Annotated in this window: 17 protein-coding genes, 1 other RNA gene and 1 pseudogene; 10 read left to right on the forward strand and 9 right to left on the reverse strand. The window is 62.1% G+C overall.

The genetic code is table 11. From position 1 onward, the window contains the following. Positions 1-144: 144 nt before the first annotated feature. Positions 145-468, reverse strand: coding sequence for an ArsR/SmtB family transcription factor (locus tag NKJ01_RS28210; protein WP_352733039.1), 324 nt, complete (start codon positions 466-468; stop codon positions 145-147). Between the two features lie 52 nt (positions 469-520). Here NKJ01_RS28210 and NKJ01_RS28215 point away from each other — a divergent pair, with 52 nt between their 5' ends. The 3 genes from NKJ01_RS28215 to NKJ01_RS28225 are packed head-to-tail and all read left to right on the forward strand — an operon-like array spanning position 521 to position 1880. Continuing rightward, positions 521-1003 (forward strand): SRPBCC domain-containing protein, encoded by a 483-nt coding sequence (locus NKJ01_RS28215; RefSeq protein ID WP_352733042.1) that lies wholly within the window; start codon positions 521-523, stop codon positions 1001-1003. Between the two features lie 20 nt (positions 1004-1023). Next, complete coding sequence (locus NKJ01_RS28220; protein ID WP_352733045.1) at positions 1024-1386, forward strand: VOC family protein; 363 nt, start codon at positions 1024-1026, stop codon at positions 1384-1386. Positions 1387-1412: 26 nt separating this feature from the next. Further along, positions 1413-1880 carry an SRPBCC family protein gene (locus tag NKJ01_RS28225; protein ID WP_352733048.1) on the forward strand — a complete coding sequence of 156 codons (468 nt, stop codon included), beginning with the start codon at positions 1413-1415 and terminating at the stop codon, positions 1878-1880. Positions 1881-1963: 83 nt separating this feature from the next. Here the strand turns inward: NKJ01_RS28225 and NKJ01_RS28230 are convergent, their stop codons facing one another. From NKJ01_RS28230 to ssrS, 4 genes are all read right to left on the reverse strand, one after another. After that, positions 1964-2731, reverse strand: a complete 768-nt coding sequence (locus NKJ01_RS28230; protein WP_352605550.1) for a TerC family protein — start codon at positions 2729-2731, stop codon at positions 1964-1966. A 74-nt stretch (positions 2732-2805) separates the two neighbouring features. Further along, the gene (locus tag NKJ01_RS28235; RefSeq protein WP_023758614.1) at positions 2806-3630 is read right to left on the reverse strand and encodes a TIGR00282 family metallophosphoesterase; all 825 of its coding nucleotides are present in this window, start codon (positions 3628-3630) and stop codon (positions 2806-2808) included. 70 nt (positions 3631-3700) lie between these two features. Then, positions 3701-4288, reverse strand: a complete 588-nt coding sequence (locus tag NKJ01_RS28240; protein ID WP_023758613.1) for a 5-formyltetrahydrofolate cyclo-ligase — start codon at positions 4286-4288, stop codon at positions 3701-3703. 91 nt (positions 4289-4379) lie between these two features. After that, a non-coding RNA gene (ssrS, locus tag NKJ01_RS28245) (6S RNA) lies at positions 4380-4535 on the reverse strand. Positions 4536-4695: 160 nt separating this feature from the next. On the opposite strand from ssrS, the gene NKJ01_RS28250 reads away from it, so the two are divergent. The 6 genes from NKJ01_RS28250 to msrB all read left to right on the forward strand — a co-directional run bounded on the left by NKJ01_RS28250 (position 4696) and on the right by msrB (position 8438). Next, positions 4696-5535 (forward strand): AAA family ATPase, encoded by an 840-nt coding sequence (locus NKJ01_RS28250; protein ID WP_352605546.1) that lies wholly within the window; start codon positions 4696-4698, stop codon positions 5533-5535. A gap of 76 nt (positions 5536-5611) precedes the next feature. Then, positions 5612-6058: a GNAT family N-acetyltransferase gene (locus NKJ01_RS28255; protein WP_352605544.1), complete on the forward strand. Its 447-nt coding sequence runs from the start codon at positions 5612-5614 to the stop codon at positions 6056-6058. A gap of 68 nt (positions 6059-6126) precedes the next feature. After that, a complete protein-coding gene (locus tag NKJ01_RS28260) occupies positions 6127-6315 on the forward strand; it encodes a type II toxin-antitoxin system HicA family toxin (RefSeq protein ID WP_352733053.1) in 189 nt (62 codons plus the stop codon). Between the two features lie 11 nt (positions 6316-6326). Then, entirely contained in the window at positions 6327-6731 is a 405-nt protein-coding gene (locus NKJ01_RS28265) for a type II toxin-antitoxin system HicB family antitoxin (protein ID WP_352605540.1), read from the forward strand. Between the two features lie 6 nt (positions 6732-6737). Then, positions 6738-7928: a vWA domain-containing protein gene (locus NKJ01_RS28270; protein WP_352733055.1), complete on the forward strand. Its 1191-nt coding sequence runs from the start codon at positions 6738-6740 to the stop codon at positions 7926-7928. A gap of 105 nt (positions 7929-8033) precedes the next feature. Continuing rightward, positions 8034-8438 carry a peptide-methionine (R)-S-oxide reductase MsrB gene (gene msrB, locus NKJ01_RS28275; RefSeq protein WP_013529102.1) on the forward strand — a complete coding sequence of 135 codons (405 nt, stop codon included), beginning with the start codon at positions 8034-8036 and terminating at the stop codon, positions 8436-8438. Between the two features lie 95 nt (positions 8439-8533). Here the strand turns inward: msrB and NKJ01_RS28280 are convergent, their stop codons facing one another. The 4 genes from NKJ01_RS28280 to pyc form a co-directional block, all read right to left on the reverse strand. Further along, positions 8534-8845, reverse strand: a complete 312-nt coding sequence (locus NKJ01_RS28280) for a hypothetical protein (RefSeq protein ID WP_352733058.1) — start codon at positions 8843-8845, stop codon at positions 8534-8536. A gap of 7 nt (positions 8846-8852) precedes the next feature. Further along, on the reverse strand, positions 8853-9293 hold the full coding sequence (locus NKJ01_RS28285; protein WP_352605534.1) for a hypothetical protein: 441 nt from the start codon (positions 9291-9293) through the stop codon (positions 8853-8855). 45 nt (positions 9294-9338) lie between these two features. Then, positions 9339-9599 carry a DUF2312 domain-containing protein gene (locus NKJ01_RS28290; RefSeq protein WP_013529099.1) on the reverse strand — a complete coding sequence of 87 codons (261 nt, stop codon included), beginning with the start codon at positions 9597-9599 and terminating at the stop codon, positions 9339-9341. A gap of 157 nt (positions 9600-9756) precedes the next feature. Continuing rightward, positions 9757-13215 carry a pyruvate carboxylase gene (gene pyc / locus NKJ01_RS28295; RefSeq protein ID WP_352733061.1) on the reverse strand — a complete coding sequence of 1153 codons (3459 nt, stop codon included), beginning with the start codon at positions 13213-13215 and terminating at the stop codon, positions 9757-9759. 289 nt (positions 13216-13504) lie between these two features. Between pyc and NKJ01_RS28300 the strand changes: the two are divergent. Beyond that, positions 13505-14112, forward strand: a pseudogene (locus NKJ01_RS28300) (transposase); the annotation flags it as partial.

Genomic DNA, 14112 nt, shown 5'->3' on the forward strand with positions numbered 1-14112 from the left:
TCGAATTCAAAATTTCAGAGCGTCCCAGGTGCAACTCGTGGAAGCACGGCGTTCTCTGTCGGAATGGCCGGCTTATAGATAAATCGGCTCAATTCGTCCAGCCACACGGCGCATGGGACGCACGACATGGATCGCCGCCATCGCTCACGCCTCCAGATCCGACTTCAACCGGTCGATGATGCTGAGCGCATGGCCGGCATACTGGCTGATCCAGCGGTCATGGATCTGCTTGATCGGCAGCGCGTTGAGATGGTTCCAGCGCTCGCGTCCGTCGCGCCGCGCGACGATGAGGTCGGCCTCCTCCAGCACCTTGAGGTGTAGCATCACGGTGCAGCGATCGATATCGGGAAACGCATCGCACAGCATGCCGGTGGTCCTTGGCGCATCCTTCAGCTGATCCAGGATTTCGCGCCGGCGCGGATGCGCCAGCGCCTTGAAAACATGGTCGTCTTGCGATCGGCTTGACATGTTATATTTCTATAACATATCCTTCGGCCAATCAAGGGAAGGAGTTGTGGATATGTCACTTGGATTCAGTGTTTCAGGACGCATCGGCAGACCGGTCGCCGACGTCTTCGACGCAGTCGTCAATCCAACGAAGCTCAGCGGCTATTTCACCACGATCGGCGGCGCCAGCGCGCCGCTGCAAGCGGGTGCCAGTGTCGTCTGGTGGGGCAAGGTGCCAGTCGAGGTCGACGAGGTGGTCAAGGACAGCCGCATCGTGCTGCGCTGGGATGCCACCGATCCCGACGGCAAGCCGGCCTACAAGACCCGCGTCGAGATGAATTTCGAGCCGCTCGACGATGGCGGCACCTTCGTCACCATCGCCGAGAGCGGCTGGCGGGAAGGCGCGGTCGGCCTGAAGAAATCCTACCTCAACTGCGAGGGCTGGTCGCAGATGCTGGCCTGCATGAAGGCCTATGTCGAATACGGCATCAATTTGCGCGACGGCTACTACCGCAGCGAGATGAAGGGCGAACCCGCCAACGAGACCAACATTTGAACGTGACGACGGAGCCCGCAATGACCGCGAAGATCACCGGCGGCATCAACATCGCCATGAAGGTGCCGCCGCACCAATATGAGGCGACGGTCGCCTTCTACCGCGACGTCGTCGGCCTGAAGCCGTTCACCGATAAGGCGCCGGCAATCGGCTTCGAGCTCGGTCCCAACCGCTTGTGGATCGATGAAGCGCCGATGTTGAGCCAGGCCGAGGTGTGGCTGGAGCTGTTCACCGATGATTTTCCCGCCGCTGCGGATCATTTCGCCAAGGCCGGAATTGTGCGTTGCGATGCTATCGAGCCTCTGGGCGAGGGCTTCCGCGGCGGCTGGATCAGCAATCCAGCCAGCATCGTTCACATGCTGCGCGAACCAGACGCCTGGTGAGCGCCAAGCCCGGAAAGGACAATCCCATGGAAATCCGCGAGACACCGACCGCCGAAGCCGGCATGCTGATCCGGCGGCCTGTCGCCCAAGTGTTCGAGGCCATCGTCGATCCGGCCATCACCACGAAATTCTGGTTCACCCACGGCAGCGGCCGTCTCGACAGCGGAAAGCAGGTTCGTTGGGAGTGGCGCATGTACGGCGTCTCGACGACAGTCGATGTCAGCGAGATCGTCGCGAACGACAAGATCGTCATGCAGTGGAGCGATCCGCCGACCACGGTGGTCTGGACCTTCACCGAAATGCCCGGCGATGCGACCTTTGTGGAGGTTCGCAATTTCGGTTTCGCCGGCAACGGCGACGAGCAGGTGAAGGAGGCCATCGGTTCAACCGGCGGCTTCACCCTCGTGCTGGCCGGCGCCAAGGCGTGGCTGGAGCACGGCCTGACGCTCGGCCTGATCGGCGACCGTCACCCGAAGGGTGTGCCGACGAACTGAACCGGCTCAAGATCGCCGTTTTTCCTGTTCAATCACATGGTGACGGAGCACGCGATTGATCTCGGTTTGGTATCCGCCGCCCCTCAGTGCCCACCACCCGCCTTCGCCTTCTTGCGCCGTCGCGCCAGCATGTTGAGCCCCTCGACGAGCGCCGAAAAGCCCATCGCCGCGTAAATATAGCCCTTCGGCACATGATAACCCATGCCGTCGGCGATCAGCGTCATGCCGATCATCAAAAGGAAGCCCAGCGCCAGCATGACGATGCTCGGGTTCCTGGCGATGAAGTCCGCCAGCGGTCCGGCCGCCAGCATCATCACGCTGACCGCGACGATCACCGCGATGTACATGATGGCGATCTCGTCGGTCATGCCGACGGCGGTGATGATCGAATCGATGGAGAAGACGAGGTCGAGCAGCAGGATCTGGAAGATCGCACCGGCAAGGCTGATCTGCAGCGTCTCGCCCAGCATCGTGTCCTTGTGGTCGTCGGGATCGACCGTGTGATGGATTTCCTTGGTCGCCTTCCAGACCAGGAACAGGCCACCGGCGATGAGGATCAGGTCGCGCCAGGAAAAGCCGTGGCCGAGGGCGGTGAAGACCGGCGTCGTCAACTGAACGATGATCGAAATGGTGGCCAGCAGCACCAGCCGCATGACCAGCGCCGCCGAGATGCCGAGGCGGCGTGCGCGGGCCCTTTGGGCTACCGGCAGCTTGTTGGTCAGGATCGAGATGAAGATCAGATTGTCGATGCCGAGAACGATCTCCAGCACGACCAGCGTCAGCAGCGCGACCCAGGCCGTTGGATCGGACACGAATTGAAAATGCGGTGCCAGGAATTCGATGAGCTGCATGGAGGTCGTCCCCTCTATTAACGATCTAGAGCAGTGTCGCCGGCAGTTAGGTACTATGCGCGGCTATATCAATGTCACGACCAGAAGGACGGGGCGGTTTCCTCCAGCCGCGGGCCGCGACGAAACGGCGCGATCTTCTCCGTCAGCCCGGTGCGGTCGGAAATGTCGACCCCGACGCCGCACAATGTCGCCGGTCCCGTCGCAGCCTCGAAGCGCCCTTTCGGCACTTTCGACAGGAACCGGTTGAGTGGTTCCTCCTTGTCCATGCCGAGCGAGGAATCATAGTCGCCGCACATGCCGGCGTCGGACATGTAGCCGGTGCCGCCATTGAGGATCTGGTGATCGCCGGTCGGCTGGTGTGTGTGGGTGCCTATGACGAGGCTGGCGCGGCCATCGACGAAATGCGCGAAACACATCTTTTCCGAGGTCGCCTCGGCGTGGAAGTCGATGACCACCGCATCCGCCTGCTCGCCGAGCGGACAGGCGGCAAGCTCGCGTTCGCCGGCCTGGAACGGGTCGTCGAGCTCGGGATGCATGAACACCCGGCCCATGATGTTGGCGACCAGCACGCGCGCGCCGCTCCTGGCGATGTAGACGCCGGAGCCGCGTCCGGGCGTGCCCTTGGGAAAGTTGGAGGGGCGCAGGAAGCGCTCTTCGCGCGGCGCGAAGGCCAGCGCGTCGCGCTGGTCCCAGACATGGTTGCCCGTGGTGACGACATCGGCGCCGGCTGCGATCGTCTCGCGAAAGATGTCTTCGGTGATGCCGAAGCCGCCGGCGGCATTCTCGCCGTTGACGATTACGAAATCGAGTTTGAAGTCGGAGATCAGCCCGGGCAGTTGTTCCCACACCGCGGTGCGTCCCGTTTTTCCAACCATGTCACCGAGGAAGAGAAGTCTCATATGATCCCGCACCGAAGGTCAGCGAAGCAAAAGCTGCATGACGCCAGTGAAAGATCATGCGTCCATTTATCTACAATTTTGGCACGAAGCGGCGCAACCCGCTCTCGGTGAGTATTTCCGCGATGATGACGTCATGGTCCTCATCCGGCACCTGCGCCACCTCCTGGCAATCGAAGGCGATGCCGATCAGTCGCGGCGGCTGTCCCTTGTCGATCAGCCTGGCGATGGCGCGGTCGTAATAGCCGGCGCCGTAGCCGATGCGATGGCCGCGCGCATCGAAGGCGGCGAGCGGCACCAGCATCACCGAGGGATCGAGCACCTCGGCCTCCTCATGCGGACCGACCGTGCCGAAACCCATCTCGACCATCGGCGCGCCGCGCACCAGCTCGCGAAAGACGATCGTGGTCTTGTCGAGAATGGCCGGCAGACAGAGCCGTGCGCCCTTCTCGCGCAACGCAAACATCAGCGGCCTGACGTCGACCTCCGAGCGCATCGGCCAGAAGCCGGAAACGATCTGGCCCGCTTCGATGTGGAGGTGATCGCGCGCCGTCTCGGCCATTTCCAGCGCGATCTCCACCCGCCAGAATTCATCGAGCGCGTCGCGGCGCCCGAGTGCCTCGCGGCGAAGCTGCTTTTTCAGGTCTCTAGACAATGTCATGCGCCAACGCTGGAGAAGGCCAGATTTGAATGGAGAAGAGCGGCGTTTCCACCGTATCATTCACCGAATGCGTGGAGACGCCTTGGAGAAGCGACGGTCCACACAACCGGTGGAGAGAGCGATCCCGGGAACCTACAAAGTAGGTGGGCGCCGTGTGAGAAAACCCACGGGTCTTCCCAGGGACAGCTCCCTAAGGATCGTTAAGGCCCCGGGGAAAATGTTCTCCTGCCGGGAAGCACAGACCGTCACCCGCAATATAGGCGGCTCATCGGGCAAGCGCCAGAGAGACAGCGTGGCCGGCGACTTTATTCTCTGCAAATCCGTTGCTCCTGTTCAGCTCCATGCCGCCATCCCTTGCACTGGCAAGTCCGTCTCCCTACGGTTGTCGTGGTAACCAAGGAGCTAGAATGCGTTTCGAAGGCACGGCGGCCTATGTCGCCGACAAGGATCTGATGGTGGCCGTCAACGCGGCGATCGCGCTGGAGCGGCCCTTGCTGGTCAAGGGCGAGCCTGGCACCGGCAAGACGGAGTTGGCGCGCCAGGTGGCGGCGGCACTCGGCCTCGACCTGATCGAATGGCACGTCAAGTCGACCACCAGAGCGCAGCAGGGCCTTTACGAGTACGACGCCGTCTCGCGGCTGCGCGATAGCCAGCTCGGCGATATCAGGTTCAACGACATCAAGAATTACATCAAACGCGGCAAACTTTGGGAGGCGTTCGCGGCCGGCAAAAAGGTCGTGCTTTTGATCGACGAGATCGACAAGGCCGACATCGAATTCCCCAACGACCTGCTGCAGGAACTCGATCGGATGGAGTTCTTCGTCTACGAGACCGGCGAAACGATCCGTGCCGCGGTCAGGCCGATCGTCATCATCACCTCCAACAATGAGAAGGAGCTACCGGACGCCTTCCTGCGTCGCTGCTTCTTTCACTATATCCGCTTTCCCGACGTCGACACGCTGCACAGAATTGTCGATGTCCACTATCCCGGCATCAAGCAGAACCTGGTGCGGGCGGCGCTGACCCAGTTCTACGAGATCCGCGAGGTGCCGGGACTGAAGAAGAAGCCGTCGACCTCCGAAGCGCTCGACTGGATAAGGCTGCTGGTCGCCGACGACATTGCGCCGGAAGATTTGCGCGCCGACCCGAAGAATGCCCTGCCCAAACTGCATGGCGCCCTCTTGAAGAACGAGCAGGACGTGCACCTGTTCGAGCGGCTGGCCTTCATGGCCAGAAGGCAGCAGTAGCGCTTTCCCTTCTGTGGACCGTTGCTGCCGGCCGAACTGGAAGGCAGTTTCGGCCAGAACCTTCGGAGGAAATGCAATGTCTGAGATCATCGTCCGCCCGCTCGCGCAGTCCGACCACGCCGACTGGCGGCGGCTGTGGACCGACTACCTGACCTTCTACGAGACGAAGCTTCCCGAAGAGGTCTATGCCGTCACTTGGCAACGACTGTTCACGCCGGGTGAGTTCGAACCCAAGGGTTTCATTGCGACCCTCGACAGCAAGGTCGTCGGCCTCACCCACTATCTCTACCATCGCTCCGGCTGGTCGGAAAAAAACAATTGCTATCTGCAGGACCTGTTCGCCGACCCGGATGTGCGCGGCAAGGGCATTGGCGCGGCGCTGATCGAGGCGGTGAAACAGGAAGCTGCGAAAATCGGCGTCAAGAACGTCTACTGGATGACACACGAAACCAACACCACCGCGCGCAAGCTCTACGACCATGTGGCGCGCCGGACCGGCTTTATCGAGTACGATCTATTGTGAAGAAGTGGGAGCTTGAAATGGCCGCCATTGCGCAATATATTGCGCATGATCTGGGTGTGTAATGCCCGTTGATCGAGACCAATACGCGCAAAATTATCATCAGGCTTTTGCGCGATGGCTGGGTAAGTGTCGGCGGCGGCAAGCACGACAAATATGAGCATCCGGAACGGCCAGAGGTGATGATCATCGTGCCTAGGCATCGTGAACAATCTCCTGGTGTCGCCCGGTCGATCGCCCGGCTGGCTGCATGGATTTGAGGACAGACCGCATGACGCATTATGTTGGAATTCTCGATGGGGCAGGGAACATCTGGGGGGTGCGCGTCCCTGATCTTCCCGGCTGCCATGGCGGCGGCGCAAGCCCCGAAGAAGCCATTGCCGATGCGACTTCCGCCGTGCGCGAATGGGTCGAAGCACGTGCGACGAAACATCTGCAGTTACCGGTCTCGCGTACGGTGGCGCAATTGCTCCTGCAAGACGAACTCGATACTGCCGCCGGCGAATCCGCCGTGATGATCCCGGTGCTGATCGACTCGGGCCGGCCCGTCCGAGCCAATCTGTCGCTCGACGCCGGTCTTCTGGCGGCGATCGACGAAGAAGCAGGCCGGCGTGGCCTGACGCGTTCCGCATTCATTGCAAGCGCCGCACGAGAGAAGATCGAAGGCCACAGATAACCGACCATGTTCATCCCGTTCTTCCTCGAACTGAAGGCAGCCCGCGTTCCCGTTTCGCTGCGGGAATATCTGTCGCTGCTGGAGGGGCTGGAAGCCGGGCTGGTCGACTATGATGTCGAAGGTTTTTATTACCTCGCCCGCACCGCATTGGTGAAGGACGAGCGCCATATCGACCGCTTCGACCAGGTGTTTTCGCATGTCTTCAAGGGGATCGAGGCGCTCGGCGGACCGGATGCGGTCGATGTTGCGAACATTCCCGAGGACTGGTTGCACCGCCTCGCCGAAAAGCACCTGACCGAGGAAGAGAAAAAGCTTGTCGAGGCGCTCGGCGGCTTCGAAAAGCTGATGGAGACCTTGAAGCAGCGGCTGGAGGAGCAGAACGGCCGCCACCAGGGTGGCTCGAAATGGATCGGCACCGGCGGCACCTCGCCCTTCGGCGCCTATGGCTACAACCCCGAAGGCGTGCGTATCGGTCAGCGTGAAAGCCGCAACCGCCGCGCGGTGAAGGTGTGGGACAAGCGCGAGTTCAGGAATTTCGACGATGCCGTCGAGCTCGGCACCCGCAACATCAAGATCGCGCTGAAGCGTCTGCGCCGCTGGGTGCGCGAGGGTGCCGAGGAGGAGTTCGACCTGCCCGGAACTATCCACGCCACCGCCGAGCATGGCTACCTCGACGTGCGGACGCGGCCGGAACGCCGCAACGCCGTGAGGCTCCTGATGTTCTTCGATGTCGGCGGCTCGATGGACGATCACATCAAAAGCGTCGAGGAGCTGTTCTCGGCCGCCCGCGCCGAATTCCGCCAGCTCGAATATTTCTATTTCCACAACTGCCTCTATGAGGGCGTGTGGAGGGACAATCGCCGCAGGCATGCCGAGGTGATTCCGACCTTCGATCTCCTCCACAAATACGGGCCGGACTACAAGGTGATCGTCGTCGGCGACGCATCGATGAGCCCCTACGAGATCGCTCATCCTGGCGGTTCGGTCGAACACTGGAATCCGGAGGCAGGCAGCGTCTGGCTAGGCCGCCTGCTGCAGCAATGGCCGAACGCGGTGTGGGTCAACCCTGAGGCCGAAAAGAACTGGGGTTACACCCATTCGATCGCGATGATCCGCGACATTTTCGGCGGCCGCATGTTTCCGATGACACTGGCCGGGCTCGAAGGCGCGACGAAGCAGCTTTCAAGAAAGCACTGAACCTTGCCCGCCTTCTCGGAACTGGGCAGACGGGTAACAAATGCCTATCTTGGTGCGAATACGAGGCTGCAACCAATAACGAGCCGGCAAGGCTGAGGAGATCGAATGGACACCCATACCTACCCCGTAACCCGTACCGATGCTGAATGGCGCGCCCGGCTGACGCCGGAGCAATATGCCGTCATGCGCGGCCACGGCACCGAGCGGCCAGGAAGCTGCGCCTTGCTTTACGAGAAGCGCGCCGGCACCTTTTCCTGCGTCGGCTGCGATCAGCCTTTGTTTGAATCCAAACTGAAGTTCGAGAGCGGCACCGGCTGGCCGAGCTTCAACGACCCGGTACCGGGCTCGGTCGAGAACACTGTCGACCGCAGCTACGGCATGGTCCGCACCGAATGCCACTGCGCCCGCTGCGGCAGCCATCTCGGCCATGTCTTCGAGGACGGCCCGCCGCCGACCGGCCTGCGCTATTGCATCAACGGCGTGGCGCTGAAATTCGAGCCGGCGGCTTGAGCCAAACGATCGATCGCAGGATAGATGGGAAGGGCGGCTGCGGCCGCCCTTTTCGTCTGCGATCCGTGAAATTGGCTGGTGCGGTCGATGCTCGCTCAGACCACGACCGTCAGGATCAGCCACAGTGTAGCCCCGAGCGTCATCAACGACACCTTGATGCCACTGGCCCTTTCCGTGGTTCGCCAGACGGCAAAGGTCAGGAAGATGTTGTAGGGCACCAGCGCAAAATGCACCGCCAGGACCAGCACAAGCGGCAGCTTCAGCGCGAGCAGCATAATCGCTGCTACCGCGGAAGCGACGTTGAGCGCCGTACCGACAAGGGCAAGGTCGCGCCAGAACAGCCGGTCGAGCGGCACCCGGCCTTGCCAGCGTGAGCGGAAGAAGGATCCGACGCCGTCTGGCAACACCTGATGTCTACCCCTGCCCCAGGACTTCTGTGACCGCACGTTCGATACGCGAACATTCGGTCACCAGCCAGTCGGTCATCGCCGGCCAATTGTCCTCGGCATAACAGTTCACCCGCCACATCGAATTGATGCCGAGGCCTTCGCAACTCTGTTCCGGCCTGAGTTTCAGCCTGCCTTCGATCGCCGCCTGGAACGGCTTGAGCCGCGACCAGGCTTGCGTGGCGCCGAACTTCTCGTTGCGGCCGAAGAAGACGCCGACATGGTTCTGTGCCGGCGCGACATACATGGAAAGGACCAATGCGAAGTCGGGCAGCCCGCGCTGCCAGAACCACGGTCCGCGCCTCGCCATCAGGGCTTTTTCTTCCGGGTGCCGTTCGGCAAACAGCGTCCAGAAGCCGCGCTGGCGAAATTCAGAGGCGCGTCGGGCACCGAAGTCGAATTCGCTCATGGCTCAAAACCGTATCTCCGGCGTCGGCGCCGGGGCTGGCTGGCCCTAGACCATTCCCAGTGCGGCCTTGTACAGGTCGAGGATGGTTTCCTCCTCCTGGCGTTCGGCCTGGTCCTTCTTGCGCAGCCGGATGATCGTGCGCATCGCCTTGGTGTCGAACCCGGTGCCCTTGGCCTCGGCAAACACTTCCTTGATGTCGTCGGAAATGGTCTTCTTCTCTTCTTCGAGCCGCTCTATGCGCTCGATGAAGGCACGCAGCTGGCCGGCGGCAACTGTCTGGCTGGTATCGGTGATATCGTCGGCCATTTTTTCTCCACATCGTTTTTCGCGCCGCGACTCGGTGACGACGGCGCCAAATTTGAGCCGGTTCGATGCCCGACCGGCGGCGGCGGGTCAAGCGGTTATCGATGCTGCATGAAAGGCTGCCGCCATGATGCGGACAGCCATCCCCAGGAAGGTAGCATTAGCCGAAGGCGATCAGCAGATCCTTGGCATCGATCTGGTCGCCGGCCTTGACCAGCACCTCGGCGACGGTGCCGTCGCGCTCGGCATGCAGCGCCGTTTCCATCTTCATCGCCTCGATGGAAAGCAGCACATCGCCCGCCTTCACAGCCTGGCCGGCGGCAACCGAAAGTGCGGAGACGACACCCGGCATCGGCGCACCGACATGGGCTTCGTTGCCGGGCTCGGCCTTGCGGCGGGCCTTGGCGGCGGACGCGCCATGCGCCCTGTCGGGCACCTTCACACGACGCGGCTGGCCATTGAGCTCGAAGAACACGGTGACCATGCCCTTTTCGTCGACATCGCCGATGGCAAGGCAGCGCACCACCAGCGTCTTGCCCTTCTCGATATCGACGAAGATCTCGTCTTCGGATTTCATGCCGTAGAAATAGGTCGGCGTCGGCAGCACGCTGACGGGACCGTAGGTCTCCTGCGCGCCGGCGAAATCCGTAAACACCTTCGGGTACATCAGCCACGAGGCGAATTCGAATTCTGAGAGTTTGCGCTCGAGCTTCGCTTCGATCTCCTTGCGGTTGGCCTTGAGGTCCGCCGGCTTGAGCAGCGAGCCGGGCCGCACCTTGATCGGCTTGTCGCCCTTCAGCACCTTCTTCTGCAGCTTCTCAGGCCAGCCGCCGGGCGACTGGCCGAGATCGCCGCGCAGCATCGACACCACGGAGTCCGGGAAGGCGATGTCCCTGCTGGGGTTCTCGACATCGGCGACGGTCAGATCCTGGCTGACCATCATCAGCGCCATGTCGCCGACGACCTTGGACGACGGCGTCACCTTGACGATGTCGCCGAACATCAGATTGACGTCGTGATAGGTCTGCGCCACTTCGTGCCAGCGTGTCTCCAGCCCGAGCGAACGCGCCTGCTCCTTGAGATTGGTGAACTGTCCGCCCGGCATTTCGTGCAGGTAGACTTCCGAGGCCGGCCCCTTGAGGTCGCTTTCGAAGGCCGCATACTGGTTGCGTACCGCTTCCCAGTAGAACGAGATCTTCCTGATCCATTGCGGATCGAGGCCCGGGTCGCGTTCGGTGCCCTTCAGCGCCTCGACGATGGAGCCGAGACATGGCTGCGACGTGTTGCCCGAGAGCGAATCCATCGCCGCGTCGATAGCATCGACGCCGCTGTCGACGGCCGCCAGCACAGTGGCTGCCGATAGGCCTGACGTGTCGTGGGTGTGGAAATGGATCGGCAGGTCGGTCGCTTCGCGCAGCGCCTTGAACAGCACCCGCGCGGCGGATGGCTTCAGCAGTCCGGCCATGTCCTTGACGGCGATGATGTGGGCGCCGGCCGCCTGCAATTCCCCGGTCAGGCCGACATAATATTTGAGGTCGTATTTTGCCCGCGCCGGATCGAGGATGTCGCCGGTATAGCAGATCGCCGCTTCGATCAGCTTGCCCTCTGTGCCGACCGCATCCATGGCGACGCGCATGTTCTCGACCCAGTTCAGGCAGTCGAAGACGCGGAACAGGTCGATGCCGCCGGCGGCCGCCTGTTTGACGAAATGCTGCACGACATTGTCGGGATAGTTGGTGTAGCCGACGCCGTTGGCGCCGCGCAGCAGCATCTGCAGCAACAGATTGGGCGCTGCCTCGCGCACCAGCGTCAGCCGCTCCCACGGATCCTCGGTGAGGAAGCGCATGGCGACGTCGAATGTGGCGCCGCCCCAGCATTCGAGCGACAGAAGCTGCGGCAAGGCACGCGCATAGGTGCCGGCGATGCCGGCGATGTCATGCGTGCGCATGCGCGTCGCGAGCAGCGACTGGTGGCCGTCACGCATCGTCGTGTCGGTGACCAGCACCTCCTTCTGGTTGCGCATCCAGGCAGCGAATTTCTGCGGTCCGAGCACGTCGAGCTTCTGCTTGCTGCCATCAGGCACATTGCCGTTGAGATAGGGCACCAATGGTGCGGCCGCATCGGCCTTCGGCTGCGGCCGGCCGCGTGTCTCGGGGTGACCGTTGACCGAAACGTCGGCAAGATAGTTGAGCAGCTTGGTGGCACGGTCCTGGCGCTTGACCTGCTGGAACAGCTCCGGCGTCGTATCGATGAATTTGGTGGTGTAGGAATTATCGGCGAAGCTCGGGTGGTTGATGATCGCTTCGAGGAAGGTCAAATTGGTGGCAACGCCGCGGATGCGGAACTCGCGCAGCGCCCGGTTCATGCGGGCGATGGTCTCGGCCGGCGTCGGCGCCCACGCCGTCACCTTCTCCAGCAGCGGATCATAGAAGCGGGTGATGACCGCGCCGGAATAGGCAGTGCCGCCATCGAGGCGGATGCCGAAACCTGTCGCGCCGCGATAGGCAGTGATGCGGCCGTAGTCCGGGATGAAATTCTGCTCGGGATCTTCCGTGGTGATGCGGCACTGCAACGCATGGCCGTTTAGCCTTATGTCCCTCTGCACCGGCACGCCCGATTCCGGCGTGCCGATGGCAAACCCATCGAGGATATGGATCTGCGCCTTGACGATGTCGATGCCGGTCACTTGTTCGGTGACGGTGTGCTCGACCTGGATGCGCGGGTTGACCTCGATGAAGTAGAACTTGCCGGTGTCGGCGTCCTGCAGGAACTCGACCGTGCCGGCTCCGATATAGCTGGTCTCGCGCGCGATCTTCAGCGCATGGCCGCAAAGCTGCTCGCGCTGCGACATTTCGAGATAGGGCGCCGGCGCCCGCTCCACGACCTTCTGGTTGCGGCGCTGGATCGAGCAGTCGCGCTCGAACAGATGCACGGCGTTGCCATGCGTGTCGCCCAGCACCTGCACCTCGACATGGCGGGCACGCTCGATCAGCTTTTCGAGATAGACCTCATCCTTGCCGAAGGCGGCTTTCGCCTCGCGCTTGCCTTCCGTGACTTCGCGGGCAAGGTCGGCTTCGGCGCGGATGGCACGCATGCCGCGGCCGCCGCCGCCCCATGACGCCTTCAGCATCACCGGATAGCCGATTTCCTTAGCCAGTTTCTTGACCGCATCCATGTCGTCCGGCAACGGATCGGTGGCGGGGATCACCGGCACGCCGACCTCGATGGCGAGATTGCGCGCCGCGACCTTGTTGCCGAGCCGGCGCATCGTGTCCGGCTTCGGCCCGATGAAAATGATGCCTGCCTCGGCACAGGCGTCGGCGAATTCGGGGCTTTCCGACAACAGGCCGTAGCCGGGATGAATGGCATCGGCGCCCGAAAGCCTGGCGACGCGGATCACCTCCTCGATCGACAGATAGCTTTCGATCGGTCCCATGTCCCTGGCCAGATGCGGCCCGCGTCCGACCTGGTAGCTCTCGTCGGCTTTGAAGCGATGCAGGGAGTATTTGTCCTCCTCGGCCCAGATCGCCACGGTTTTGAGACCGAGTTCGTTGGCCGCGCGAAAGACACGAATGGCGATTTCGGACCGGTTGGCGACGAGAATCTTCGTGATGGCCAAGGACTGAGGCTCCAGCAACGGAAGGGAACAGAAATCGGCGCAATGATTAGCGTGAAAATGCTGCAGTGCAAACGAAATTGACGCGCATTTAAACCGATTTAAATGGATTCTTTGCGCGGAGGGCCGCCGCATTCATCCGAACATGCAGCGAAGCGCTGGGCATCGCCGGTCAAAGCGCGATCGTTTCCGGGCTAACCCGGATATCTCACACAGTTGAAGTGCATCGGGGCTCCGAATCAAGGAAAATGCTTCTGCGACAAAGACTTACCTTGAGCAGAGGTATTCCCCGATGCAAACAGAGTGTATACCGGAACGGTTTGATTTTGCACCTGTTGAAAGGCGTGCCGTCGTGGCCGGTTTTGACGGTGGAACGATCACCTCCGACGCCGGCGCGCTTCTGCTGGGGCTGACGGACCGGGCGATCGGGCTGGTCGGCCGCTTTGCCCGCTGCTTCGTGGATGCCCGCCGTCCGGCACTGATCGAGCATGAGGTGAAGACGCTGGTCGGCCAGCGCGTCTTGGCGCTGGCGCTTGGCTATGAAGATCTGAACGACCATGACGAATTGCGCCATGATCCGGTGCTGGCGGTGCTGGCCGGCAAGCTCAAGGCGCGCCGTCACAAGAAATGCGCGGTCGTGGCCGGCAAGTCGACGCTCAACCGGCTGGAGCTGAGCCGGCCGCAGCCTTCGCGCTATCACAAGATCAGCCACGATCCGGCGGCGATCGAGGCGCTGTTCGTTGAGCTGTTCATGGGCGCGCACGCCGCTGCGCCCGAAGAGATCGTGCTGGATCTGGATGCCACGGACGATCCCCTGCACGGCAACCAGGAGGGGCGGTTCTTCCACGCTACTACGGCAACTACTGCTACCTGCCGCTCTACATCTTCTGCGGCGATCAC

The sequence above is a fragment of the Mesorhizobium sp. M0276 genome, from assembly GCF_040321755.1.
GTDB lineage: Bacteria > Pseudomonadota > Alphaproteobacteria > Rhizobiales > Rhizobiaceae > Mesorhizobium.

Bases quoted from the DNA above. Each gene is read 5' to 3' on its own strand.
- NKJ01_RS28220 (WP_352733045.1), top strand. From the start codon at position 1,024: ATGACCGCGAAGATCACCGGCGGCATCAACATCGCCATGAAGGTGCCG.
- NKJ01_RS28235 (WP_023758614.1), bottom strand. From the start codon at position 3,630: ATGAGACTTCTCTTCCTCGGTGACATGGTTGGAAAAACGGGACGCACC.
- NKJ01_RS28215 (WP_352733042.1), top strand. From the start codon at position 521: ATGTCACTTGGATTCAGTGTTTCAGGACGCATCGGCAGACCGGTCGCC.
- msrB (WP_013529102.1), top strand. From the start codon at position 8,034: ATGGACACCCATACCTACCCCGTAACCCGTACCGATGCTGAATGGCGC.
- NKJ01_RS28285 (WP_352605534.1), bottom strand. From the start codon at position 9,293: ATGAGCGAATTCGACTTCGGTGCCCGACGCGCCTCTGAATTTCGCCAG.
- NKJ01_RS28250 (WP_352605546.1), top strand. From the start codon at position 4,696: ATGCGTTTCGAAGGCACGGCGGCCTATGTCGCCGACAAGGATCTGATG.
- NKJ01_RS28270 (WP_352733055.1), top strand. From the start codon at position 6,738: ATGTTCATCCCGTTCTTCCTCGAACTGAAGGCAGCCCGCGTTCCCGTT.
- NKJ01_RS28230 (WP_352605550.1), bottom strand. From the start codon at position 2,731: ATGCAGCTCATCGAATTCCTGGCACCGCATTTTCAATTCGTGTCCGAT.
- NKJ01_RS28225 (WP_352733048.1), top strand. From the start codon at position 1,413: ATGGAAATCCGCGAGACACCGACCGCCGAAGCCGGCATGCTGATCCGG.
- NKJ01_RS28265 (WP_352605540.1), top strand. From the start codon at position 6,327: ATGACGCATTATGTTGGAATTCTCGATGGGGCAGGGAACATCTGGGGG.
- NKJ01_RS28290 (WP_013529099.1), bottom strand. From the start codon at position 9,599: ATGGCCGACGATATCACCGATACCAGCCAGACAGTTGCCGCCGGCCAG.
- NKJ01_RS28255 (WP_352605544.1), top strand. From the start codon at position 5,612: ATGTCTGAGATCATCGTCCGCCCGCTCGCGCAGTCCGACCACGCCGAC.
- NKJ01_RS28210 (WP_352733039.1), bottom strand. From the start codon at position 468: ATGTCAAGCCGATCGCAAGACGACCATGTTTTCAAGGCGCTGGCGCAT.
- NKJ01_RS28240 (WP_023758613.1), bottom strand. From the start codon at position 4,288: ATGACATTGTCTAGAGACCTGAAAAAGCAGCTTCGCCGCGAGGCACTC.